Annotated in this window: 23 protein-coding genes, 1 pseudogene and 1 other annotated feature; of the genes and pseudogenes, 10 read left to right on the forward strand and 14 right to left on the reverse strand. The window is 60.3% G+C overall.

What is annotated here, in order from left to right; genetic code table 11:
* Positions 1-2 precede the first annotated feature (2 nt).
* Entirely contained in the window at positions 3-959 is a 957-nt protein-coding gene (locus ACJ8PN_RS15835; RefSeq protein WP_411260820.1) for a DMT family transporter, read from the reverse strand.
* Positions 960-1,050: 91 nt separating this feature from the next.
* Between ACJ8PN_RS15835 and ACJ8PN_RS15840 the strand changes: the two genes are divergently transcribed.
* Entirely contained in the window at positions 1,051-1,905 is an 855-nt protein-coding gene (locus ACJ8PN_RS15840; RefSeq protein ID WP_442535060.1) for a LysR substrate-binding domain-containing protein, read from the forward strand.
* A gap of 109 nt (positions 1,906-2,014) precedes the next feature.
* Here the strand turns inward: ACJ8PN_RS15840 and ACJ8PN_RS15845 are convergent, their stop codons facing one another.
* Positions 2,015-2,311 (reverse strand): YciI family protein, encoded by a 297-nt coding sequence (locus ACJ8PN_RS15845; protein ID WP_171454153.1) that lies wholly within the window; start codon positions 2,309-2,311, stop codon positions 2,015-2,017.
* Positions 2,312-2,486: 175 nt separating this feature from the next.
* On the opposite strand from ACJ8PN_RS15845, the gene ACJ8PN_RS15850 reads away from it, so the two are divergent.
* Both ACJ8PN_RS15850 and tonB read left to right on the forward strand, forming a co-directional pair.
* Entirely contained in the window at positions 2,487-3,140 is a 654-nt protein-coding gene (locus tag ACJ8PN_RS15850; protein WP_015378073.1) for an epoxyqueuosine reductase QueH, read from the forward strand.
* A 236-nt stretch (positions 3,141-3,376) separates the two neighbouring features.
* Positions 3,377-4,120, forward strand: a complete 744-nt coding sequence (gene tonB, locus ACJ8PN_RS15855; RefSeq protein WP_171454152.1) for a TonB system transport protein TonB — start codon at positions 3,377-3,379, stop codon at positions 4,118-4,120.
* 67 nt (positions 4,121-4,187) lie between these two features.
* Here the strand turns inward: tonB and yciA are convergent, their stop codons facing one another.
* Positions 4,188-4,616 (reverse strand): acyl-CoA thioester hydrolase YciA, encoded by a 429-nt coding sequence (gene yciA / locus ACJ8PN_RS15860; protein ID WP_004932085.1) that lies wholly within the window; start codon positions 4,614-4,616, stop codon positions 4,188-4,190.
* Between the two features lie 76 nt (positions 4,617-4,692).
* Positions 4,693-5,232 (reverse strand): septation protein A, encoded by a 540-nt coding sequence (locus tag ACJ8PN_RS15865; RefSeq protein ID WP_004932082.1) that lies wholly within the window; start codon positions 5,230-5,232, stop codon positions 4,693-4,695.
* Between the two features lie 221 nt (positions 5,233-5,453).
* On the opposite strand from ACJ8PN_RS15865, the gene ACJ8PN_RS15870 reads away from it, so the two are divergent.
* Positions 5,454-7,157 carry a SulP family inorganic anion transporter gene (locus ACJ8PN_RS15870; protein WP_004932080.1) on the forward strand — a complete coding sequence of 568 codons (1,704 nt, stop codon included), beginning with the start codon at positions 5,454-5,456 and terminating at the stop codon, positions 7,155-7,157.
* 52 nt (positions 7,158-7,209) lie between these two features.
* Here ACJ8PN_RS15870 and ACJ8PN_RS15875 read toward each other — a convergent pair whose 3' ends face one another.
* On the reverse strand, positions 7,210-7,962 hold the full coding sequence (locus ACJ8PN_RS15875) for a YciC family protein (protein WP_004932079.1): 753 nt from the start codon (positions 7,960-7,962) through the stop codon (positions 7,210-7,212).
* A gap of 34 nt (positions 7,963-7,996) precedes the next feature.
* Positions 7,997-8,437 (reverse strand): YkgJ family cysteine cluster protein, encoded by a 441-nt coding sequence (locus ACJ8PN_RS15880; protein ID WP_031299680.1) that lies wholly within the window; start codon positions 8,435-8,437, stop codon positions 7,997-7,999.
* 286 nt (positions 8,438-8,723) lie between these two features.
* Between ACJ8PN_RS15880 and ompW the strand changes: the two genes are divergently transcribed.
* Positions 8,724-9,356, forward strand: a complete 633-nt coding sequence (ompW, locus tag ACJ8PN_RS15885) for an outer membrane protein OmpW (protein WP_004932076.1) — start codon at positions 8,724-8,726, stop codon at positions 9,354-9,356.
* Between the two features lie 44 nt (positions 9,357-9,400).
* Here ompW and ACJ8PN_RS15890 read toward each other — a convergent pair whose 3' ends face one another.
* From ACJ8PN_RS15890 to ACJ8PN_RS15915, 6 genes and pseudogenes are all read right to left on the reverse strand, one after another.
* Entirely contained in the window at positions 9,401-9,715 is a 315-nt protein-coding gene (locus ACJ8PN_RS15890) for a BON domain-containing protein (protein ID WP_004932073.1), read from the reverse strand.
* Positions 9,716-9,931: 216 nt separating this feature from the next.
* Positions 9,932-10,738 (reverse strand): tryptophan synthase subunit alpha, encoded by an 807-nt coding sequence (gene trpA, locus ACJ8PN_RS15895; RefSeq protein WP_171454151.1) that lies wholly within the window; start codon positions 10,736-10,738, stop codon positions 9,932-9,934.
* Positions 10,738-11,928: a tryptophan synthase subunit beta gene (trpB, locus tag ACJ8PN_RS15900; protein WP_015378068.1), complete on the reverse strand. Its 1,191-nt coding sequence runs from the start codon at positions 11,926-11,928 to the stop codon at positions 10,738-10,740. The genes trpA and trpB overlap by 1 nt, the downstream gene beginning before the upstream one ends.
* A gap of 41 nt (positions 11,929-11,969) precedes the next feature.
* Positions 11,970-13,331: a bifunctional indole-3-glycerol-phosphate synthase TrpC/phosphoribosylanthranilate isomerase TrpF gene (trpCF, locus tag ACJ8PN_RS15905; protein ID WP_172402668.1), complete on the reverse strand. Its 1,362-nt coding sequence runs from the start codon at positions 13,329-13,331 to the stop codon at positions 11,970-11,972.
* Positions 13,332-13,334: 3 nt separating this feature from the next.
* Positions 13,335-14,931 (reverse strand): annotated as a pseudogene (gene trpD, locus ACJ8PN_RS15910) (bifunctional anthranilate synthase glutamate amidotransferase component TrpG/anthranilate phosphoribosyltransferase TrpD).
* Entirely contained in the window at positions 14,931-16,493 is a 1,563-nt protein-coding gene (locus ACJ8PN_RS15915; protein WP_351109588.1) for an anthranilate synthase component 1, read from the reverse strand. Before ACJ8PN_RS15915 ends, trpD begins: the two are co-directional and overlap by 1 nt.
* A gap of 24 nt (positions 16,494-16,517) precedes the next feature.
* Positions 16,518-16,621, reverse strand: a sequence feature (Trp leader region).
* A gap of 239 nt (positions 16,622-16,860) precedes the next feature.
* Here ACJ8PN_RS15915 and rnm point away from each other — a divergent pair.
* The 5 genes from rnm to rluB all read left to right on the forward strand — a co-directional run bounded on the left by rnm (position 16,861) and on the right by rluB (position 20,890).
* Complete coding sequence (rnm, locus tag ACJ8PN_RS15920) at positions 16,861-17,742, forward strand: RNase RNM (RefSeq protein WP_351109586.1); 882 nt, start codon at positions 16,861-16,863, stop codon at positions 17,740-17,742.
* Positions 17,743-17,789: 47 nt separating this feature from the next.
* Positions 17,790-18,410, forward strand: coding sequence for an L-threonylcarbamoyladenylate synthase (locus ACJ8PN_RS15925; protein WP_004932058.1), 621 nt, complete (start codon positions 17,790-17,792; stop codon positions 18,408-18,410).
* Positions 18,411-18,525: 115 nt separating this feature from the next.
* Positions 18,526-18,885: a Rap1a/Tai family immunity protein gene (locus ACJ8PN_RS15930; protein ID WP_004932057.1), complete on the forward strand. Its 360-nt coding sequence runs from the start codon at positions 18,526-18,528 to the stop codon at positions 18,883-18,885.
* Positions 18,886-19,034: 149 nt separating this feature from the next.
* Positions 19,035-19,832 carry an alpha/beta fold hydrolase gene (locus ACJ8PN_RS15935; RefSeq protein WP_171454147.1) on the forward strand — a complete coding sequence of 266 codons (798 nt, stop codon included), beginning with the start codon at positions 19,035-19,037 and terminating at the stop codon, positions 19,830-19,832.
* Positions 19,833-19,993: 161 nt separating this feature from the next.
* Complete coding sequence (rluB, locus tag ACJ8PN_RS15940) at positions 19,994-20,890, forward strand: 23S rRNA pseudouridine(2605) synthase RluB (RefSeq protein WP_015378049.1); 897 nt, start codon at positions 19,994-19,996, stop codon at positions 20,888-20,890.
* 39 nt (positions 20,891-20,929) lie between these two features.
* Here rluB and cobO read toward each other — a convergent pair whose 3' ends face one another.
* Together cobO and ACJ8PN_RS15950 are read right to left on the reverse strand one after the other, a co-directional pair.
* Positions 20,930-21,520, reverse strand: a complete 591-nt coding sequence (cobO, locus tag ACJ8PN_RS15945; RefSeq protein ID WP_442535061.1) for a cob(I)yrinic acid a,c-diamide adenosyltransferase — start codon at positions 21,518-21,520, stop codon at positions 20,930-20,932.
* A 13-nt stretch (positions 21,521-21,533) separates the two neighbouring features.
* On the reverse strand, positions 21,534-22,295 hold the full coding sequence (locus tag ACJ8PN_RS15950; protein ID WP_437188786.1) for a YciK family oxidoreductase: 762 nt from the start codon (positions 22,293-22,295) through the stop codon (positions 21,534-21,536).
* Positions 22,296-22,601 lie beyond the last annotated feature (306 nt).

Raw genomic sequence — 22,601 nt, forward strand, 5'->3', positions numbered from 1 at the left:
CGTCATTTTTCAGCGCGTTGCGCTGTTTTGGGCTCATCCCGCCCGGCGGGACGGATTAGCAGCCATAAACCGCTTCCTGCCACCGCCGCGCCTAGCAGCATGGGCCAGGAAAGGGGGTCATTGAACATTAACCCTGCCCAGCAGAAGGTGACGAAGGGGCTGAGAAACAGCAGGCTCGTCACGCGCAGCGCAGAAGTGAGCCTTAGACAAAACCAGTACAGACCGTAGCCGGCCAGCGTTGCCAGTAGCGCGGTCCAAAGCACGCCGATCACAAACCCCGTCGTTACCGTTGGCAGCAGCGGCCCTTCCGCGCCGGCCATGGCCGCGAAAGCCAGCGCGGAAACCGCACTTTGTATCCCCAGCGAGGCTGGCAAACTCATTGCTTGCGTCTGCGGCAGCCGTTCCTGCCACAGCGTTGCCATCGCCAGCGCCAACATCCCCGCCAGCGGCAACAGGTAACTCCACAATGGGGCGTCTCCCCATGAGATGGCGCTGCCGGTCGCCAGCGTTACCCCGCTAACCCCCAAGGCTAACCCGGACCAAACGCGGCCATCGGGCAAGCGGCGTTGCAACAGCATGCTCAGCAGCGCGGTGCCGAGCGGGAGCAAATCGGCGATGAGCGCGGCCAACCCGGCCGGCACGCCATATTCGATGCCTTTGCTGACGCCGGTCAGGTAACCGGTCATGGCGAGCAACCCAATCCCGGCGTGAACAGCTATCGTCAGCGGAGATGCGCGCCTGATGGCACGCACACTAAGCGGCAGCAACGCGAACGCGACCACCACGCAGCGCCAGAACGCCACCAGCAACACTGGCGCGTAATCGGCGGCGAAGCGGATGCCGACGAAGCCGGAGCTCCAGGCCACGATCAGCAGGATCTCGGCCGCAGCCAGCCAGAGGGCGGCTCTGCCGCGATGTTTGCCGCAGCGGGAAGAGGGGCGAAATGGTGCCAGGGACATGATGGTCACCTCCTTTCCGCCCGATGGTAGTGAGTGGCTATAATTTAATAAATCGAATAATTTTCGTTCAGTTGTTTAATGGGGTTAAATCATGCGGCCGACATTGGATATCGATCTCTTGCGCACTTTTCACGCTATTGCGCGTTTGGGGCAATTTCGCGCGGCGGCGGCATTTGTCAATCGCAGCCCCGCCGCCGTGAGCGTGCATATCCGGCGCCTGGAACAGGTGGCGGGCGGCCGCCTGCTGGAGCGTGACAATCAGTCCGTGGCGTTGACGCCGCTGGGCAACAAACTGCTGGCTTCGACGCTCGGGCTGCTGAGCGCCCATGACGATATTCTGCGGGAACTGCAGGGCGCGCCGCTAAGCGGCCATATCAAATTGGGGTTGCCTGATGAGTACGCTTCCCATGTGATACGCCATATTTTGCCGCGGTTTGCCGACAGTTTTCCCGCGGTGGAACTGGAGGTCTCTACCGCTGCCAGTCAGGCGCTGGCGGAACAAGTTGGCCGTAATCGGCTGCATCTCGCGCTGGTGGTTCAACCCTCGGGGAAACCGTGCCAGACACCGCTCGCGGTGACTGCGCCGGTGTGGGCCGGAGGCCGTTCGCTGGCGCTGCAGGCTAACCGGCCACTGCCGCTGGCGTTGCATGCCGCCGATTGCCCTTATCGTGAGGCTATGATCGATGCATTGACCAGGGCGGGAAGGCATTGGCGTGTGGTTGTGAGCAGCCCTTCGGCCAGCGTGGTGGCGGCTGCCGTCGAGGCAGGATTGGCCGTCACGCTGCTCGACCGCGCACGGGTTTCGGCGGCGATGCGGATACTCGAAGAATTGCCGCCGGTCGCATCACATGAAGTGCAACTGCTCCGTTCTGCCACGGCCGCCAGCCAACCGGCGGTGGCGATGCTGGAAAGCGTCATCGGTGAGTATTTACGGTGGGGAAGATGAATATCGGCCGCGTGGGGAAGACGAATCGAGCACGACGGTGACGGAGAGAGGTGGCTGGGGCCGGGAACGCTGTATCGCGGGGCGTTCCCGGTATTGGGCGGTCTGGATATCAGAACACCTGTTTGAACGGCTTCACCGTCACGTCGGCATAGACGCCGGCGGCGATATAGGGATCCTGCTGCGCCCAGGCCTGGGCTTCCGCCAGCGAGGCGAATTCGGCGATCACCGTCGAACCGGTAAAGCCGGCAGCGCCGGGATCGTTGCTGTCGATGGCCGGGTTAGGGCCGGCGACCACCAGACGGCCGGCGTCGCGCAGCGCCTGCAGGCGCTCCAGGTGTGCCGGGCGCACCGCCAGACGGTTTTCCAGCGAATTGGGGACGTCTTGCGCGTAGATCAGATAAAGCATGTTTCACCTTTAAAATCATGGCTATAAAACGGTGCTACCAAGGTAGCGCAAAAGGCGCGGCAGGGGAACGGCATAGGGCGAATTTCCCGGCGGATTGGCGCTTATGCCTTGAAGCCGCTACTTTTTATTCGTATAGTGCGGCGCGCTTAAACTGATATGCCATTGAGGTGAGGACATGACGGAACTGGTAAGGGAAAAACTCGATTTGCCGGCGGGCAAAAACAAACTGCTGCTGCATTCGTGCTGCGCGCCCTGTTCCGGCGAGGTGATGGAAGCGATTCAGGCCTCCGGGATCGAGTATGCCATTTTCTTCTATAACCCCAACATTCACCCGCAAAAAGAGTATCTGCTGCGTAAAGAAGAGAACATCCGTTTCGCTGAGCAGCACGGGGTGCCGATTATCGATGCCGATTACGACACCGACAACTGGTTCGCCCGCGCCAAGGGGATGGAGAATGAGCCGGAGCGCGGCATTCGTTGCACCATGTGTTTTGATATGCGTTTCGAGCGCACGGCGCTGTATGCGCATGAGCATGGTTACGACACTATCTCCAGCTCGCTGGGCATCTCGCGCTGGAAGAACATGCAGCAGATCACCGACTGCGGCATCCGCGCGGCGGAAAAGTATCCCGATCTGGTGTACTGGGATTACAACTGGCGCAAGAAGGGCGGTTCATCGCGCATGATAGAGATCAGCAAGCGCGAACGCTTCTATCAGCAGGAATACTGCGGCTGCGTCTATTCGCTGCGCGACACCAACCTGCACCGTAAGGCGCAAGGGCGGCCGCTGATCAAGCTGGGCGTGCTTTACTATGGCGATGAAGAATAACGCTGACTCACCGAAATTAACCCGCTCCGGCGGGTTTTTTACTTTTTGACGCCTGGCCAAACGTTAATAAAGCGTGTCGCCCCGGCGGTAAAAAAGCAACGGCCAGGTTAATATCCTTATGAGTTTGCTGGTTTTAGCCGCGCATACTGACGATTAAAGCGATAGTTTGCCTTTCGTTATTGAATATGATTGCTATTTGCATTTAAACTTGGCGAACCAGAGGAAACAGAATCATTATGCCGCTAAAAAAGATGTTCCTTAATCGCCGTATATCCGTGCCTTTCGTCTTATCCGTAGGCCTGCACAGCGCCCTGGTGGCGGGATTGCTTTACGCTTCGGTAAAAGAAGTGGTGGAGCTGCCGAAGCCAGAGGACGCGCCGATCAGCGTCATGATGGTCAATACCGCCGCGATGGCCGAACCGCCACCGCCGGCACCGGCCGAACCGGAGCCGCCGCAGGTCGAACCTGAGCCGGAGCCAGAACCAGAACCTATTGTGGAGCCGCCGCCGAAGGCGATGGTGAAGCCGGAGCCGGTCAAGCCGAAACCGAAACCCAAGCCGAAGCCGAAGGTCGAAAAACAGGTGAAACCGGAGCCGAAAAAAGTCGAGCCGCGCGAACCGTCGCCGTTCAACAACGACTCGCCGGCCAAGCCGATCGACAAAGCGCCGGTGAAACAGGCGCCTGCCGCGCCGGTGCAGGGTAACTCGCGCGAGCTCGGCCCAAGGCCGATCAGCCGCGCAAATCCGCTCTATCCGCCGCGGGCCCAGGCTTTACAGATCGAAGGCAGCGTACGGGTGCAGTTTGATATCGACAGCGACGGGCGCGTCAGCAACGTGCGTATCTTGTCGGCCGAACCGCGCAACATGTTTGAGCGTGAAGTGAAGCAGGCGATGCGCAAATGGCGCTATGAAGCCAAAGAAGCGAAAGATCGCACCGTCACTATCCGCTTCAAGCTGAACGGCACGACCGAATTGAACTGAGTTCGGTCATACCAAAAAGAAAGGGTCGCCTCGGCGACCCTTTTTGCATTTGCAGTGTAGCGTCAGTTTATTCTTCGAAGCCGACGCGGAAATTCATTTTGCCCTCAGGCAGCGCGCGCGAGTTGCCTTCCGCATCGACCGCCACATAGGTGAACACCGCTTCGGTCGCCCGGTAGCGCTGGCCGATCGGGGCGGAAGAGACTTTTTTGACCCACACTTCGATATTGATGGTGATCGAGCTGCGTCCGGTGCGGATGCAGTGCGCATAGCAGCAAACCACGTCGCCTACCGCCACCGGTTTCAGGAAGGTCATGCCGTCTACGCGTACCGTCACTACGCGCCCCTCGGCGATCTCTTTTGCCTGGATGGCGCCGCCGATGTCCATTTGCGACATCAGCCAGCCGCCGAAGATATCACCGTTGGCATTGGTATCGGCCGGCATCGCCAGCGTGCGCAGCACCAGCTCGCCGCTGGGTAAAGGTCGTTGTTGTGTCATAGCAGTCTGCTTTTAAAAGGAGGGAATAACATCATACTGCCCGCGGCAAGCGCCGCAGGCATTAACAATTTTGTAACTATTTTTTCTGTTCTTCCGGCATGTGCCGGTAAATATAGATACCGCTGAGGAGGGTGAAGACCAATGTCAGCACCGTCAGGCCAAAGACTTTGAAATTGACCCAGACGCTTTGCGGCAGCCAGAAGGCGACATAGATATTCGCCAGGCCGCAGGCCAGGAAGAAGACCGCCCAGGCCAGGTTAAGGTTGCTCCATACTTTGTCCGGCAGCGTCAGCTCTTTACCCAGCATGCGCTGAACCAGCGGTTTTTTGAGCACCCATTGGCTGATCAGCAGCGCCAGCGCGAACAGCGCGTAAATCACCGTGACCTTCCATTTGATGAACAAATCGTTGTGGAACACCAGCGTCAGGGTGCCGAACACCAGCACCATCAGGAAGGTGATCAGCGTCATCTTCTCGACCTTGCGGTATTTCACCCAGGTGAACACCAGCGCCAGCGCGGTGGCGACAATCAACGCGCCGGAAGCGACGTAAATGTCGTACAGCTTGTAAAAAGCGAAAAAGACAATTAGCGGGAGGAAATCAAGAAACTGCTTCATAAATCAATCCATCATCTGTTCATCGGCCGACTATACCGGATTCGGCGAGCTCTGTGTACCGCCGGGCGCTGCCGATTATCGGCGTTTGGCCGGCGGATTTCTGCCGCGAAAGCAGGAATTTGCATAAACTTACGCAAGAAAGCGCGGGCGCATTGCCAGCGCAAGCCGCAGGCCGCATAGTAAGCGTCATAATAACCAGATAATTTACCGCGGAAAACAGCATGCAGTGGAAATCTCTCCAGGCCCTGACGCCTGGTTTGACGCATTTATTGGGCTATCAACGCAGCTGGCTCAAGCCGGATATTCGCGCCGGTCTTTCCGTCGCCGCCGTCGCCTTGCCGGTGGCTATCGCCTACGCAGAGTTGGCCGGGGTCAGCCCGGTGGTGGGGCTCTATTCCTGCGTCTTGCCGATGGTGGCCTATGCGCTGTTCGGCTCGTCACGGCAGCTGATCGTCGGGCCCGATGCCGCCACCTGTGCGGTGATCGCCGCGGTGGTGACGCCGCTGGCGGCGGGCAATATGGAACGCCATTGGCAATTGACCATCATGATGACCGCCATGATGGGCGGTTGGTGCCTGCTGGCCAGCCGGTTCAAGCTGGGGGCGCTGGCGGATCTGCTGTCGCGGCCGATCCTCAGCGGGCTGTTGAACGGGGTGGCGATCACCATTATCGTCGATCAGATCGGCAAGGTGTTGGGGTTTACGATGCGCCCGGCACAGTTGATCGAGCGCATCTACGCGCTGCCCGGTAACCTGCTGCACAGCGACTGGCTGACGATGGCGGTGTCGTTGCTGACGCTGGTGACGCTGCTTGGATTTAAAAAATGGCGGCCTAATTGGCCGGCGCCGCTGTTCGCTATCGTGCTGGCGGCGTTCGTGACCTGGGCGGGCGGCCTGCAGCAGCATGGCGTGGTGACGGTGGGCGGTTTCAGCGGCGTGCTGCCGATCGTCCAGTGGCCGGACTTCCAGCCCGGTTTGCTGCGCGATATGGTGATCCCGGCGCTTAACCTGGCGGTCGTGAGTTTTGTCAGCATGATGCTCACCGCCCGCAGCTTCGCCGCCAAAAACGGTTATGAGGTGAACGCCGACGCTGAGTTTCGCGCGCTGGGACTGGTGAATATCGTCTCTGCGCTGTCGCAAGGTTTCGCCATCAGCGGCGCAGATTCTCGCACCGCGGTGAATGACGCCAACGGCGGCAAGAGCCAGTTGGTGTCGATCATCGCCGCCGCTGTCATCGCCTTTGTCTTGCTGTTCCTGATGGCGCCGTTGCAGTTTATTCCTGTGGCGGGATTGGGTGTGGTGCTGATGTATGCGGCCTGGTCGCTGCTGGACATCCGCGGCATCTGGATCTTGCGCCGTCGCAACGCGCAGGCGTTCCGCCTGGCGCTGTTTACCTTCCTCAGCGTGCTGCTGGTGGGCGTGATCAGCGGCATTGGGCTGGCGGTGTTGCTGGGGCTGATGCAGTTTCTGCGCACTGTCTTCCGGCCGACGGAGCAACTGCTGGGCGTCAACGATGAAGGTATGATCCATTCCATGGGCAATAACAATGGGGTGAAGGCGGTACCTGGCGTCATGATGTATCGCTTCAATTCGCCGCTGACCTATTTCAACGTGGCGTATTTCAAACGCCGTATCCTCAATTTGGTCGACGGCACGCCGTTCCAGCCGCGTTGGGTGGTGGTGGATGCGGTGGCCAGTTTTACCCATGCCGATATCAGCGTGCTGGCGGCCATCGATGAACTGAAACGCGATCTGTTACAGCGTAACGTAAGGCTGGTGCTGGCGGGGCGTCGCACCGAACTGACGCGTTGGTTCCGCATCAACCGCTTAGGACGCGATAAAGAGTTGATTTTGGTGCCGGACCTGTACCTGGCGCTGAAGCTGATTCAGAGTAAGGAGCAGGCGGAAGCCGCCGTGGTGGGGTAAACAAAAAAGGGGCGCGCCGAAGCGTGCCCCTTGGTTTTTGCTTACGCCGGCGTTAGCCGCGCAGCAGCATATACAGCCGGAACAGGTAGATCAGCAGCAGGGCGGAGACCAGGTTGCTCAACGCGGTCAGCACCACACTGGCGACGTTCGGCGTCAGCACCGACAGATGGCTCACCAGGAAAAGCACCAGCAGCTTGGCCGCCAGCCACAGCATCATCGCCGGCACAATCACGCGCGCATTGGCGAAAGCCAATTTGCTGCTCAGCTTGAGCGAAGCGAACACGCCTTTTTTATCGACGGAGGCGATCACCGGCGCCAGCGCGAAGGCGATAGCCATCAGCACGCCCGGCACCACAAACAGCGTCAGGCCGAGCTGGATCAGCAGGGTGCAGATAAACAGCAGCAGCAGCAGGCGCGGCAAGTCGGGCGCCGAGGCGCCAAGCGCGCGCAGGGCGCTGGTGCGTTGCCCTTGCGACACCAGACGGATCAGCGTCAGCATCCCGCCGACCAGCAGCACGTTGCCGACCAGCGCAGAGAAGGTGGCGGCCGCCGACACTTTCAGCAACACCATCTGCTGTTCCGGCGTCATCTGCTGGATCACTTCCTGAATGCCCATGCCGGTAGACGAGGCGAAATCGCTGGTGGTGGCAGCGAGCGTCGCCAACTGTTCGGCATCAGGGCTGAAGGCCTGATTCAGCAGCACGGAGATAAACGCCGTCAACAGCGCCAGCATCAGGATGCTGGCCAGTTGGTTGCGTAAAAAGTTAAAACTGTCACGGTACAAAGCGTTGGCCGTGATAGGCATGCAGACTCCTTGGCGTCGGGAAAACAGAGATAAATCAGTGGGTGATTGTACCCTGTTCCACGCCGCTGTGGCACCCCGCGAATTGCACTACGCCTATTTCTTCAACGATCGTCGTCTCAGGCAGCGAAAGCGGCAAGGGCACCGGCAACGGCGGCAGGCCGTAGCGTTCCCGGGCGCGATCGCAGGCTTCGTTGCGCAGGCCGTTTTCACCGGACTGATCGAACTCCCTGCACGGGCTGGGCCGATTAAGGTAGATCGAGCAGGAAACGGCTTTACCTATTTCACCGTCCAGCGCGCTGCAGCGGGGGGACTTGCTGTTGGTCCCCTGCATGCAGCGCAGGAACGGAGTCAAAGGCTCTGTTAAGGAAAGGGGAACGGTGCCGCCGCCGTCTTCGGCTTCGGCCCAATAGAATGACACTCGAAAATAACCGCAGCATGCGCCGCAGCTGACACAGGGATTAAGGATTTCGCTCATCTTGATTGCCCACCGACTCCTCACGGCACCAACCAAAACCAACACGGAAAATGAAATTACCTCAGCCGCATTTTTCTCCGCAACAGAAATTTGAACATGTAGATAATTTGCAACAAAATCGATTTTTTGATGCAGATCAATCCTTGATTTATTAGACGGTTAGGTAACCTTGTTTTTAGTAGGATTTTAAATTTTTACACATAAGATGTGATCTCGATGGGATCACAAATACCCGAAAGTAGGTATATTCCCCCTCGAGTGATTAACCACACAAATGGAATGGATAATGAAAAAGACAACTCTGATGGTATTGGCGACGATGATGGCGCCTATGTTGGCAAGTGCGCATCAGGCCGGTGATTTCCTGTTCCGCGCGGGCACCGCGACGGTGCGTCCAAATGCAGGTTCGGACAACGTGCTGGGGTTGGGTTCGCTGGATGCGAAAAACAACACCCAGCTCGGTCTGACCTTCGGTTACATGGTGACGGACAACATCGGCGTTGAGTTGTTGGCCGCAACGCCATTCCGCCACAAGGTTACGCTGGGCGGTACTGATTTGGCGACCGTTCACCAACTGCCGCCTACGCTGATGGCGCAATACTATTTCGGCGACAAGCAGGATAAGCTGCGTCCTTACCTGGGCGTCGGCGTTAACTACACCACTTTCTTTGACGAGAAGTTCAACGACTACGGCAAAAGCGCCGGGTTGAGCAACCTCGATCTGAAAGATTCCTGGGGCGTGGCGGCGCAGGCCGGCCTGGATTACAACCTGGATGAGCACTGGATGCTGAACATGTCGGTGTGGTGGATGAACATCGAAACCAAAACTCGCTTCAACGATGCGAACGGTGGGCACCACAGCTTCGATACGCGTCTGGATCCGTGGGTGTTCATGTTCGGGGCGGGTTACCGCTTCTGATGAAGGCCACAAACAGGGAGGCGTTGCGCCTCCCTGTGTCGGTATTATTTAAGTTGCATCACGTTTTCAACGGATTTCACGCCGGCAACGCCGCGAGTGACCTGCACCGCACGATTAGCGTCATCGCTGGACGTCACGAAACCGCTCAGCTGTACGCGCCCTTTAAAGGTTTCCACGCTGATCTCACGTGACTTGATGTTTTTATCCGCCAGCAGTGCCGATTTCACTTTGGTGGTGATCACCGTGTCATCGATATAACCGCCCGTTCCCTCAGATTTCGCCGTCGGCGCGCAAGCGCTCACCGCGACCGCCACAACGGCTGCCATGCACAAGGCCGAAAGGGTTTTAAAAAGCTTCATAAATTACTCTCCATGCAATGTTATGGTTGAAACTCGTACGGTTTTTCGCCGCAGCGAGCGCATTCCCCAAATCAAACGAAGAAATGCATAGCGAACAAAGTTCATTGTGAGACAAGACCTGCGTTTGTTCAAATTTTTGCTGTAAATAAATGGAACAAACTTTGAGGGGAAACAAGCTGTTAAAGCGAGCGCCGGCGGGGCGCTCGCTGGAGAGGATCACGCCCGGGTGGCGCGCTTCATATTGCTGACGAAGGCCGCCAGCTTGGTCAGCATCTCCGCCGGGTTGGCATGGTGCTGTTCGATGATTTTGACGATGGCCGAGCCGGAGATCGCGCCGGCGGCCCCGGCCTGCAGAGCGGCCTTCACCTGCTCGGGCTCGGAGATGCCGAAGCCCTGCAGCGGCGGCGCGGCGTGATACTCGCGCAGCTTGTTCACCAGGTGATGCAGCGGCAGCTGCGCCCGGCTTTCGGTGCCGGTGACGCCGGCGCGCGACAGCAGGTAGGTATAGCCGCGGCCGTGCGAAGCGATTTCGCGCAGCAGATCGTCATCGGCGTTCGGCGGGCAAATGAAGATCGGTGCGATACCGTGGCGAGCGGCGGCGGCGCGGAACGGCGCAGACTCTTCAAACGGCACGTCGGCGACCAGCACCGAATCCACGCCCACTTCGGCGCAGCGTTGGTAAAACCCATCGATGCCTTTATGGAACACCAGATTAGCGTACATCAGCAGGCCGATGGGAATGGTCGGGTGCTTCTGGCGGATAGCCGCCAGCATCTCGAAGCACTGGGTCGGCGTGACGCCGGCGGCGAAAGCGCGCAGCGTCGCGCTCTGGATGGTTGGGCCATCCGCCAGCGGATCGGAGAAGGGGATGCCCAGCTCCAGCGCGTCCGCGCCGGCTTCGATCAGGGTGTCGATAATCTGCAGCGACAGCGTCGGATTAGGATCGCCCAGCGTCACGAACGGGACGAAGGCGCCTTCCTTGTTGCTTTCCAGGCGTTTGAACAGTTGCTGATAACGTTCCATCAGATTTCTCCCCGTGCTTTCAAAATGTCGTGAACGGTAAATATGTCTTTGTCGCCGCGGCCGGACAGGTTGACCACCAGGATCTGTTCTTTCTGCGGCGTTTCACGGATCATTTTCAGCGCGTGCGCCAGGGCGTGCGAGGATTCCAGCGCCGGGATGATGCCTTCATGGCGCGACAGCGCCTTGAACGCTTCCAGCGCTTCGTCGTCGGTGATCGACACGTATTCGGCGCGGCCGATACTGTTCAGGAAGGCGTGCTGCGGCCCGACGGACGGGAAGTCCAACCCGGCGGAGATTGAATAGGATTCTTCAATCTGGCCTTCGGCGGTCTGCATCATCGGCGCTTTCATACCGAAGTAGATGCCGACGTGGCCGTGCTTGAGCGGCGCGCCGTGCTGGCCGGTTTCGATGCCCAGGCCGGCGGGTTCCACGCCGATCAGGCCCACTTCGGCGTCATCGATAAAATCGGCGAACATGCCGATGGCGTTGGAGCCACCGCCGACGCAGGCGATGACGGCATCCGGCAGGCGGCCTTCGCGCTCCAGCACCTGCGCTTTGGTCTCTTCGCCGATCATGCGCTGGAATTCACGCACGATGGTGGGGTACGGGTGCGGGCCGGCGGCGGTGCCGAGCATATAGTGGGCGGTTTCATAGCTGCCGGACCAGTCGCGCAGCGCTTCGTTGCAGGCGTCTTTCAGCGTAGCGGAGCCGCTGTGCACCGGGATCACTTCCGCGCCCATCAGCCGCATGCGGAAGACGTTCGGCGACTGGCGCTCAACGTCTTTGGCGCCCATATAGATGCGGCATTTCAGGCCGAGCAGCGCACAGGCCAGCGCCGACGCGACGCCGTGCTGGCCGGCGCCGGTTTCCGCGATGATCTCGGTTTTGCCCATGCGCTTGGCCAGCAAGGCCTGACCCAGCACCTGGTTGGTCTTGTGTGCGCCGCCGTGCAGCAGGTCTTCACGCTTCAGATAAAGCTTGGTGTTGCTGCCGGCGGTGAGGTTTTTGCACAGCGTCAGCGCCGTCGGGCGGCCCGCGTAGTTCTTCAACAGATCGATAAATTCCGCCTGAAACGCCGGATCGCGCTGGGCGCTGACAAAGGCTTCTTCCAGTTGTTTCAGGGCCGGCATCAGAATTTGCGGCACGTATTGGCCACCAAATTCGCCGAAGTAGGGGTTAAGCAGCGTCATGAGAGTTCCCGTTATTATCCGTTATTAATGTAGAGCCGTATTCAGTAGGCGCGCAGGGTCTGGAAGACCGAGGCCAGGCGCGCGGGATCTTTGATGCCCGGTTCGCTTTCCACGCCGGAGTTGAAGTCCAGCCCGGCGCAGCCGAGCTTGGCCGCTTCGACGCAGTTGTCGGCGCGCAGGCCGCCCGCCAGCATCACGTTAGTCAGATCTTCGCCTTGCAATACCGACCAGTCGAAGCGTTGGCCGGTGCCGCCGGCGCCGTTGTCGAGCAGGTAGCGATCGACATGCTGCAGATCGCGCGCCGGCACCCGATCTTTCACGCTCAGCGCTTTCCAGATGCGGCAATCGGCCGGCAAACGGGCACGCAGGGCGCTGATATAGGCCTGGTCTTCCGCGCCGTGCAGTTGCACCGCATGCAGCCCGAGGCGCTCAACGGTCAACGCCACGGTATCGAGCTGGGCATCGCAGAACACGCCGACATACTTCAGCGGCGCGCCGGAGATCACTTCGCGGGCGCGGGTGATGTCCACATAGCGCGGTGAACGGCCGACGAAAATCAATCCGCCGTAGATGGCACCGGCCTGATAAGCGGCGGCGGCGTCCTGCGGGCGAGTCAGGCCGCACACTTTGTTGTCGCCGAGGATCACGCGGCGCACGGCGGCGCGCAGATCGGGTTCCGACATCAGCGCGCTGCCGATCAGGAAGCCGTTGGCGTAATGGCTCAGTTCGCGGATCTGCCCATAGCTGTTGATGCCTGACTCGCTGATCACCGTCACGCCATGCGGCACGCGCGGCGCCAGCTGGCGGGTGCGGTTCAGATCGATGCTCAGATCGCGCAGATCGCGGTTGTTGATGCCGACCACGCGCGCTTCCAGCGCGATCGCGCGCTGCAGTTCTTCTTCACTGATCACTTCGGTCAGCACGCCCATATTCAGGCTGTGGGCTACCGCCGCCAGCTGGCGATACTGGTCGTCGGTCAACACCGACAGCATCAGCAGGACGGCATCGGCCTGATAGTAGCGCGCCAGGTAAATCTGATACGGATCGATGATAAAGTCTTTGCACAACACCGGTTGGCTGACGGTTTTACTGACCAGCGGCAGGAAATCGAAGCTGCCCTGGAAGTATTTCTCGTCGGTCAGCACCGAGATCGCCGAGGCGAAATCTTTATACACCGTGGCGATCTCTACCGGATCAAAGTTTTCGCGAATCAGCCCTTTGGAAGGCGAGGCCTTCTTGCATTCGAGAATGAAAGCCGTCCGGGTGCCCTGCAGCGCGTGATAAAAGCTGCGTTCACTCGGCACGATGTCGTTCTGAAAGCCGGCCAGGGGCTGTTGCTGTTGTCGCGCCGCGATCCATTGCGCTTTGTCGCGGACAATCTTGTGTAGCACGGTTTCCTGCATCATTTATCCTCTTGCCGCCAGTGCGATGACACGCTCATAGGCCTGCCCGCTGTTGATCATATCCAGTGCCTGCCGCGCATTTTGGCGCAGGTCTTCATGTCCGAATAACTTCAGAAGCAACGCGACGTTGGCCGCGACCGCCGCGGCGTGCGCCGGCTCGCCTTTACCTTGTAACAGCCGCGCCAAAATGTCACGGTTTTCTTCCGGCGTGCCGCCCAGCAAGGCTTCCAGCGGATAGGTTGCCAATCCGAAGGACTGCGGCGTGAGCTGGTAGCTGCTGATTTCGCCGTTGTTCAATTCCGCCACGTGCGTCGGGGCGTGGATCGCCACCTCGTCCATGCCGCCGCCGTGAACCACCGCCGCACGCTGATAACCCAGCACGCGCAGGGTTTCGGCAATCGGCAGTACCAGTTCCGGGCTGTAAACGCCGATCAGCGCCAGCGGCGGGCGCGCCGGGTTGATCAGCGGGCCCAGCACGTTGAACAGCGTGCGGGTTTTCAGCTGCTGGCGCACCGGCATGGCGTGACGAAAACCGGTGTGGTACTGCGGCGCGAACAGGAAGCACACGCCGAGATCGTCCAACGCCTTGCGCGCCTCTTCCGCCGGCAGATCCAGGCGGATGCCGAACGCCGCCAGCAGATCCGAAGAGCCGGAACGGCTGGAGACGCTGCGGTTGCCGTGTTTGGCGATCTTCGCGCCGCACGCCGCCGCCACGAAGGCGCTGGCGGTGGAAATATTGATGCTGTTGGTGCCGTCGCCGCCGGTGCCGACGATATCGGCGAACAGATAGTCAGGGCGCGGGAACGGCTGAGCGTCGTCCAGCAGCGCTTTGGCGGCGCCGGCGATCTCTTCCGGGCGCTCGCCGCGGACTTTCATGCTGATCAACGCCGCCGCCAGTTGGCTCGGCTCCAGCTCGCCGCGCACGATGGCGCTGAACAGCTGTTGGCTTTCCTGCTGGCTCATCGACTCGGCGCGGTACAGTTTCTCAAGAATAGGTTGCATCGTCGTGTTCCTTATATTACTTCGCCAGCGCCCAGGCCAGGGTCTGCTCAAGCAGGCGCGCGCCGTGGGTGGTCAGAATCGATTCCGGGTGGAACTGGAAGCCGCACACGCGGCGGCGGTCGTCGCGCACTGCCATCACCATTTCGCCGAAACGGGCGTTGACGGTGAGATCGGCCGGGATATTGCTGCCGACCAGCGAGTGGTAGCGCGCCACCGGCAGCGGATTGGCCATGCCGGCGAACATGCCTTCGCCATCGTGAGCGATCGCCGAGGCTTTGCCGTGCAGGATCTCGCCCGCCTGGCCGACCTGGCCGCCATAGGCTTCGACGATCGCCTGGTGGCCGAGGCAGATGCCGATGATCGGCAGTTGGCCGCGCAGACGCTGCAGCAGTTCCGGCATACAGCCCGCTTCGGAAGGGGCGCCAGGGCCGGGCGACAGCATCAGCACCGGCTGTTCCATCTGTTGCAGACGCTCGATGATCACCTCGGCGGCGATCTGGTTACGGTAAATCACCACCTGATGGCCGCTGGCGCGCAGCTGATCGACCAGGTTGTAGGTAAAGGAGTCGACGTTGTCGAGCAGCAGGATATCGGCCATCAGAACACCTCCTTGGCATGGTGCGCAGTGGCGATGGCGCGCAGCACGGCACGGGCTTTATTACGGGTTTCGTCGGCTTCCGCCTGCGGGATGGAGTCCAGCACCACGCCGGCGCCGGCCTGCACGGTGGCGATGCCGTCTTCAACGTAGGCGGAGCGAATGACGATGCAGGTATCCAGATCGCCGGTGGCGGTGAAGTAGCCTACCGCGCCGCCGTAGCTGCCGCGGCGCGTGCCTTCGGAGGCGGCGATCAGCTGCATCGCCCGCACTTTCGGCGCGCCGCTGAGGGTGCCCATGTTCATGCAGGCCTGGTAGGCGTGCAGCACGTCGAGATCGGCGCGCAGGGTGCCCACCACGCGGGAAACCAGATGCATGACGAACGAATAGCGGTCTACTTTGGTCAGGTCGGCCACGTAGCGGCTGCCGGCCTGGCAGATGCGCGCCAGATCGTTGCGTGCCAGATCGACCAGCATCAGGTGCTCGGCCAGCTCTTTGTGGTCGGTGCGCATTTCCAGCTCGATGCGGCTGTCGAGATCCAAATCCAGCGACCCATCGGCACGGCGGCCGCGCGGGCGGGTGCCGGCGATCGGGTAGATTTCGATTTGGCGATTGCCCGCGTCGTATTTTAGCGCGCTCTCCGGCGAAGCGCCGAACAGGGTGAAGTCATCATCCTGCATGAAGAACATGTACGGGCTGGGGTTGTTGTCTTTTAAGGTTTGGTAGGCCGCCAGCGGCGCCGGGCATGGCAGGGAAAAGCGGCGCGACGGCACCACCTGGAAAATTTCGCCCTGGCGGATCGCTTCCTGCAGCTCGCTGACCACCGCGCCGTACTCTTCGTCACTCTGGTTACAGCTCAGCTGCATGTTTTCCAGCTTTTGGTGCGGGATTGGCTGCGGGGGTTGTTGCAACTCAGCCTGCAGCTGTTCCAGGCGGTGCTGTAAACGCTGCGCTTCACTCGCCTGCTCACTGAAGACGCTGGCCTGCAGACGGGCCGAGCCGCGTTGGTGATCGAGCACCAGCAGGGTTTCCGCCAGATAGAAGCAGAAGTCCGGGCAGCGTTGATCCTGGCGCAGCGCCGGCAGGTTTTCAAAACCGGCGACCAAATCATAGGCGAACAGGCCGCCCAGCATCACGGCTTCGCGCTCGTCCGCCGGAGAGTCCACCAGCGTCAGCAGCGTACGCAGCGCGTCGAACACCGACAGTGAACGCAGGCGGGCGTCTTCATCCTGCACCGCGTCGATCGCCGGGAAGGTCAGTTCGCGGCCGTTGTGGCGTGCCTGATTGCGCACTTCGGGCGGCAGCGCTTCGTCCAGCAGCGGCAGCAGCGCCGCGCCGTTGGCGGTCAGCGCCTGCACGCTGACGGTGTGGCCCAGTGCGGTAATGCGCAGCGCGCTGTCGATGACCAACAGGCTCTGCAGATTCTGTTTGCTGTTGATTTCCGCCGACTCCAGCAGCAGGGTGGCCGGACGGGCGCCGCACAGCTGGTGGAAAAGGGTGGTGGGATCGCCCCGGTAGCTGGCTTGCGCCTTCAGTAGTGTCAATTGTGGTTTGGTGTTCATCATCGGTGGTTCCAGTGAATTCTGCCCATAAAAAAGCCCGCATCAGGTGCGGGCTCAGGAAATCTGCATTGTCAGATGACAGCTATGCGCGATTACACCGCCCGCAAGAGGGAGGTACGCCACCAACCGTGAAGAGAAATGTATGTGTTCATTTGCAGACTCTCTTTGTTAACTCTCATCCGACACGGCCGTTGCCGTGAACTTGTGTACTAGTTAACTGGTTCGCGAAGGCAAAGTCAACCCTCTTTTTGCACAATGTTTTAGCGATCAGCGTGAATTCTATTCATCGTCTGCCTGGCGCAGAATAGATTTCCGTCCGGCCGCCGATCGCGGGTATGATAGAAAGCCAAGCCATTGCCGGATAGCCGTTTTGACAGACAGTAACCCCTCATCCATCGCTTTTACTCTGTACGACCTCCACAGCCACACGACCGCCTCCGACGGCTACCTGACGCCGACGCAGCTGGTGCTGCGGGCGGTAGAGATGCGCGTGGGCGTGCTGGCGATCACCGATCACGACACCACCGCAGGCTTGGCTGAGGCCGCCGCCGCTATTGCGGAGCAGGCGTTGCCGCTGCGGCTGGTCAACGGGGTGGAAATCTCGACGCTGTGGGAAAACCATGAAATTCATATCGTTGGGTTGGGCATGGACGTCGCGCACCCGGCGCTGGTGGCGCTATTGGCGGAACAAACCGAACGTCGCAACCGGCGGGCGCAGGAGATCGGCACGCGTCTGGGTAAAGCGCGCATTCCCGACGCCTATGCCGGCGCCCAGCGGTTAGCGGGGGCCGGTGCGGTGACCCGCGGCCATTTCGCCCGTTACCTGGTGGAGATTGGCGTGGCGGACAACATGGCGCAGGTGTTCAAGAAATATCTGGCCAAAGGCAAAACCGGCTACGTGCCGCCGCAGTGGTGTACAATAGAACAAGCCATTGATGCGATTCATCAATCGGGCGGCCAGGCGGTGATAGCGCATCCCGGCCGTTACGATCTGACCGCGAAGTGGTTGAAACGTTTGCTGGCGCATTTCGCCGAACACGGCGGCGACGCCATGGAAGTGGCGCAGTGTCAGCAGGCGCCGCATGAGCGCTCGCAGTTGGCGAAATACGCCCAGGACTACCGCCTGTTGGCCTCGCAAGGATCTGATTTTCATCAGCCTTGTTCGTGGATCGAACTGGGCCGCAAACTGTGGCTGCCGGGCGGGGTCGAGCCGGTGTGGCGCGATTGGCCGCAGCCTGGCGAGGCGGTCTGATTTTTCGCGCGTGGCAACGCGCGCGGGCATCATTTTAGGAGCAAGTCATGAGTCAGCTTTTTTATATTCACCCGGACAACCCACAGCCGCGTTTGATTAACCAGGCGGTTGAGGTGCTGCGCAAGGGCGGGGTGATCGTTTATCCCACCGATTCCGGCTACGCGCTGGGTTGCATGTTGGAGGAGAAGGCGGCGATGGAACGCATTTGCCGCATCCGTCAGTTGGACGGCAACCACAATTTCACCCTGATGTGCCGCGATCTGTCCGAGTTGTCGACTTATGCGCACGTCGATAATACGGCGTTCCGCCTGATTAAAAACAATACGCCGGGCAACTACACCTTCATTCTGAAAGCGACCAAAGAAGTGCCGCGCCGCCTGATGAATGAAAAGCGCAAAACCATCGGCCTGCGCGTGCCGTCGAACCCGATCGCATTGGCGCTGCTGGAGGCGCTGAACGAACCGATGATGTCCACCACCCTGATGCTGCCGGGCAATGATTTTGCCGAGTCCGATCCGGAAGAGATCAACGATCATTTGGGCAAGGTGGTCGATCTGGTGATCCACGGCGGCTTCCTTGGCCAACAGCCGACCACGGTGATCGATCTGACCGAATCCTCGCCGGAAGTGGTGCGTGAGGGGGCGGGCGACGCGGCGCCTTTCCGTTGATGTCAATTGTTGCCACCTTGCCCATTGTCTGAAAATCGGCTGAAGCGACGCTATTTCGTGTGAAAGCCGCTATTCTTGAAGACTTCAGAATTGATAATGGGCAGGATGCGCAGCAATGATTAAACAGGTTTCTTTTTTAGCGGCCTTATTATTTTCCTCAATGGCAAATGCGGGGTTTTATTCGGGCAGTGGTCTGCTGGCGGAATCCAGCGGTTACGTAAAAAATAAAAGCGGTGAAGCCACCGTGGCCGAAGCGCTGAATGGCGGCATGTTCATGGGATACGTCGCCGGCGTATTCGATACTTATTCCATGCAGGGCAATCGCAATATCTGCCCGGAAGCCGGGATGAGCATCGGCGTAGCCGCCGACGCGGTGATGCAGTATTTGAACGAGCATCCTGAGCAACTGCATTATTCCGCACCGTCGGTGATCATGCTGGCGTTAAGTGCCGCCTATCCCTGCGTGCGCCATTAAGTTCCCATTCCAATTAGTGCGCATTTTTTCATAAGGTGCGCCCAGGGAGCTTTCCGCACGAACTTCAATAGATCAATACCTGCTGCGCTGTCACCTTATCCCCGTCGGTATTCCCCGAACGGGTCGGGGAGAGACGCGCAGGAGGTAATATGACCGCATTTCACAGTGCCAACATGATACTCGACTATCAGGATGTCGGCTCAGGATCGCTCACGTTGGTGTTGCTGCCCGGCTGGTGCGAACCGAAAACCGTGTTTGAGCCGTTCATCGCTCTGGCGGCCGAACGCTATCGGGTGATCAGCATCGACTGGCGCGGCCATGGCCTGTCGTCAAAAGCCACGGAGATGTCGCTGACGGCGGACGACTTGCTGGAGGATGTGCGCCAACTGCTGACGGCGCTGCGTTTGGATAACGCGGTCACTCTGTCGGTGGCGCACGCCAGCTGGCTGGCGGTAGCGTTGGCCGAAGCGTTGCCGCAACGGGTACGGGGCATGGTGTTTCTCGACTGGATCATGACGCAGCCGGAGCCGGCGTTCTTTACGGCGGTGAGCCGCATGCAGCAGCCGCAGCATTGGCTGGCGGCACGCGACGCCTTGTTCGACTTTTGGCAGGGCGGCATCCGCCACGATCGGGTCAAACGCCATCTGGAGGTCGAGATGGCGCAGGAGGATTACCGGCTTTGGCGTGCCGCCGGGGTGGCCATCGAACAGGCCTACCGGCAATTCGGCTCGCCGCTGCAACGCCTGGCGGGCATGAGCGCGCCGCCGCCGTGCCGGCACATCTACTCGCTGGACCGCCGCGACGACTATTTGCGGCAACAGCAGGCATTTGCCGCCGAGCAGCCGTTTTTCTCCGTGGTGCGTCTAGGCGAGGCCCGCACTCACCTCGGTATTCTGGAACGGCCTGACGCGGTGCTGTGGGCAGTGGAGGATTTTTTGGCGCCGTGAACGCCGCCTGTGGGGGCCACCGCCGATAAAGTGGGTTTCAACACCTTAGAAAGCCTGTATAATACGCGGTTCGATCCTGATAAACGTATTATTACCGTGGTGGCGGTTGGCCGCGGCGGTATCCCCCCGACGCCTGTGAAGGCGACATTAGAGGTTGCTCAATGAGCGAAAAGTTACAGAAAGTTTTAGCGCGCGCCGGGCATGGCTCGCGTCGTGAAATCGAAACCATGATTGAAGCCGGGCGCGTCAGCGTCGACGGCAAGGTCGCCAAGCTGGGCGATCGCGTTGAAGTGACCCCAGCGATGAAAATTCGTCTGGACGGTCATGTCCTGTCGATCAAAGAGTCCGAAGAGGTGGTTTGCCGGGTGCTGGCTTACTACAAACCGGAAGGCGAGCTGTGTACCCGCAGCGATCCTGAAGGCCGCCCGACGGTGTTCGATCGCCTGCCGAAGCTGCGCGGTTCGCGCTGGGTGGCGGTAGGGCGCCTGGACGTCAACACCTCTGGTCTGCTGCTGTTCACTACCGATGGTGAACTGGCCAACCGTCTGATGCACCCGAGCCGTGAAGTGGAGCGCGAATACGCGGTGCGCGTGTTCGGCCAGGTCGACGATGCGAAAGTGAAGCAGCTGAGCAAAGGCGTGCAATTGGAAGACGGCCCGGCCGCCTTCCGTACCATCAGCTTCCAGGGCGGTGAAGGCCTCAATCAGTGGTACAACGTGACCCTGACCGAAGGCCGCAACCGTGAAGTGCGTCGCCTGTGGGAAGCGGTGGGCGTGCAGGTGAGCCGCCTGATCCGCGTGCGTTACGGCGACATCGATCTGCCGAAAGGCCTGCCGCGCGGCGGCTGGGCCGAACTGGATTTGCCGGCGATCAACTACCTGCGCGAGCTGGTGGAGTTGAAACCGGAAACGGTCAGCAAAATGCCGGTGGAGCGTGAGCGCCGACGCGTGAAGGCCAACCAGATCCGCCGGGCGGTCAAGCGCCACTCGCAGGTGGCCGGCAGCGGCCGCCGCAGTGCGCCAGGCAGCAAACCAGGCAAGCCAAGCAAACGCAGCTAATCCTGCCATTCTGGCCCCGTTCGGGGCCAGAACGTTTTGTTACCAATCGATCCCTTGTTGCGCCTTCACGCCCGCGTCGAATGCGTGTTTCACCGGCCGCATCTCCGTGACCGTATCCGCCAGTTCCAGCAGATCGCGATGGCAGCCGCGCCCGGTCAGGATCACCGTTTGATGCGCAGGGCGTTGCAGGAGCGCTTCCTTCAGCTCTTCCAGTTCCAGATAGCCGTAGGTCAGCATGTAGGTCACTTCGTCCAGCAGCACCAGATCCAGGCTGCTGTCGGCCAGCATGCGTTTGCCGTGCTGCCACACCGCCTGGCAGGCGGCGGTGTCGCCGGCCTTGTTCTGCGTTTCCCAGGTGAAACCGGTGGCCATCACCTGAAATTCAACGCCGTGTTGCTGCAGCAGATTTTTTTCGCCATTGGGCCATTCGCCCTTGATGAACTGGATCACCCCGGCGCGCATGCCGTGGCCGACCGCGCGGGTGACGGTGCCGAAGGCGGCGGTGGTTTTACCTTTGCCGTTGCCGGTAAACACCAGCAGCAGGCCGCGGGTGTTCTGCGCCGCGGCGATGCGCGCATCGACCTGTTCTTTCAGGCGCTGCTGGCGCTGTTGATGACGATCTTCCGCCATAAAACGCTCCTGATTATTCGGCTGCGCCGGGTTTGCGGTTCGGCTGCGCGTCGAAGCTCATGCCGGTTTTGCGGCGGCTGTCTTCGCCCATCAAATACAGATACAGCGGCATGATATCGGCCGGGGTTTTCAGCTTGTTCTTGTCTTCGTGCGGGAAGGCAGATGCGCGCATTTTGGTGCGAGTGCCGCCCGGATTGATGCAGTTCACCCGCAGATTGCGGTTTTTGTACTCGTCGGCCAACACCTGCATCATGCCCTCGGTGGCGAACTTCGACACCGCATAGGCACCCCAGTCTGCGCGGCCGGTACGCCCGACGCTGGAGCTGGTGAACACCAGTGAACCGGCGTGGGATTTCAGCAGCAGCGGCAGCAGCGCCTGAGTCAGCATAAAGGTGGCGTTGACGTTAACCTGCATCACTTCTTGCCACATGGTCATCGACAGGTCGGCCATCGGTGCGATGTCGCCGAGCAGGCCGGCGTTGTGCAGCACGCCGTCCAGGCGCGGAATTTGGCGCGCCAGATCGTCGGCTATCTGTCGGCATTGATCCTGAGTGGCGTGCAGCAAGTCCAGCGTTACCACCAGGGCCGGGGCGCCGCCCTGGGCTGTGATCTCTTGTTGTACCGCCAGCAGTTTGCTCTCGGTGCGCCCCAGCAGCACCAACTGGGCGCCGAAGCGCGCGTAGGTCAGCGCCGCTTCACGGCCGATGCCGTCGCCGGCGCCGGTGACCAAAATGATACGTTGTTCGAGCAGATCTTGTTTGGGTTGGTAATGCACGATAAATCCTCGCCTGGGTGGCTGTTCTCCCGCAGATATCGGGGAGCAAGGGTGAAACGCGCGGCCGGGGCGGGAGCGAAGGCTCGACCGTCTGCGGGCCGCGCAGCGAATCCGTCTCATCATATTGATGAATAATGGGTGTTATATGCCTTAATCCGCGGGCATTTTCAATGCGTAGCAGGCTGAAATGGCATTCTTTTGTAACAAAAGCGCGGCGGTGGCGGCTTGGTTCGGCCGTAAATCGTCCCCATAGTTGATGCTCTGTGCGCAATGAATTTTCATTTAGCCGCGACAGCAGCCGCTGCG

The organism is Serratia sp. CY76391, assembly GCF_052166695.1.
In the GTDB taxonomy this organism is placed as follows: Bacteria; Pseudomonadota; Gammaproteobacteria; order Enterobacterales; family Enterobacteriaceae; genus Serratia; species Serratia nematodiphila.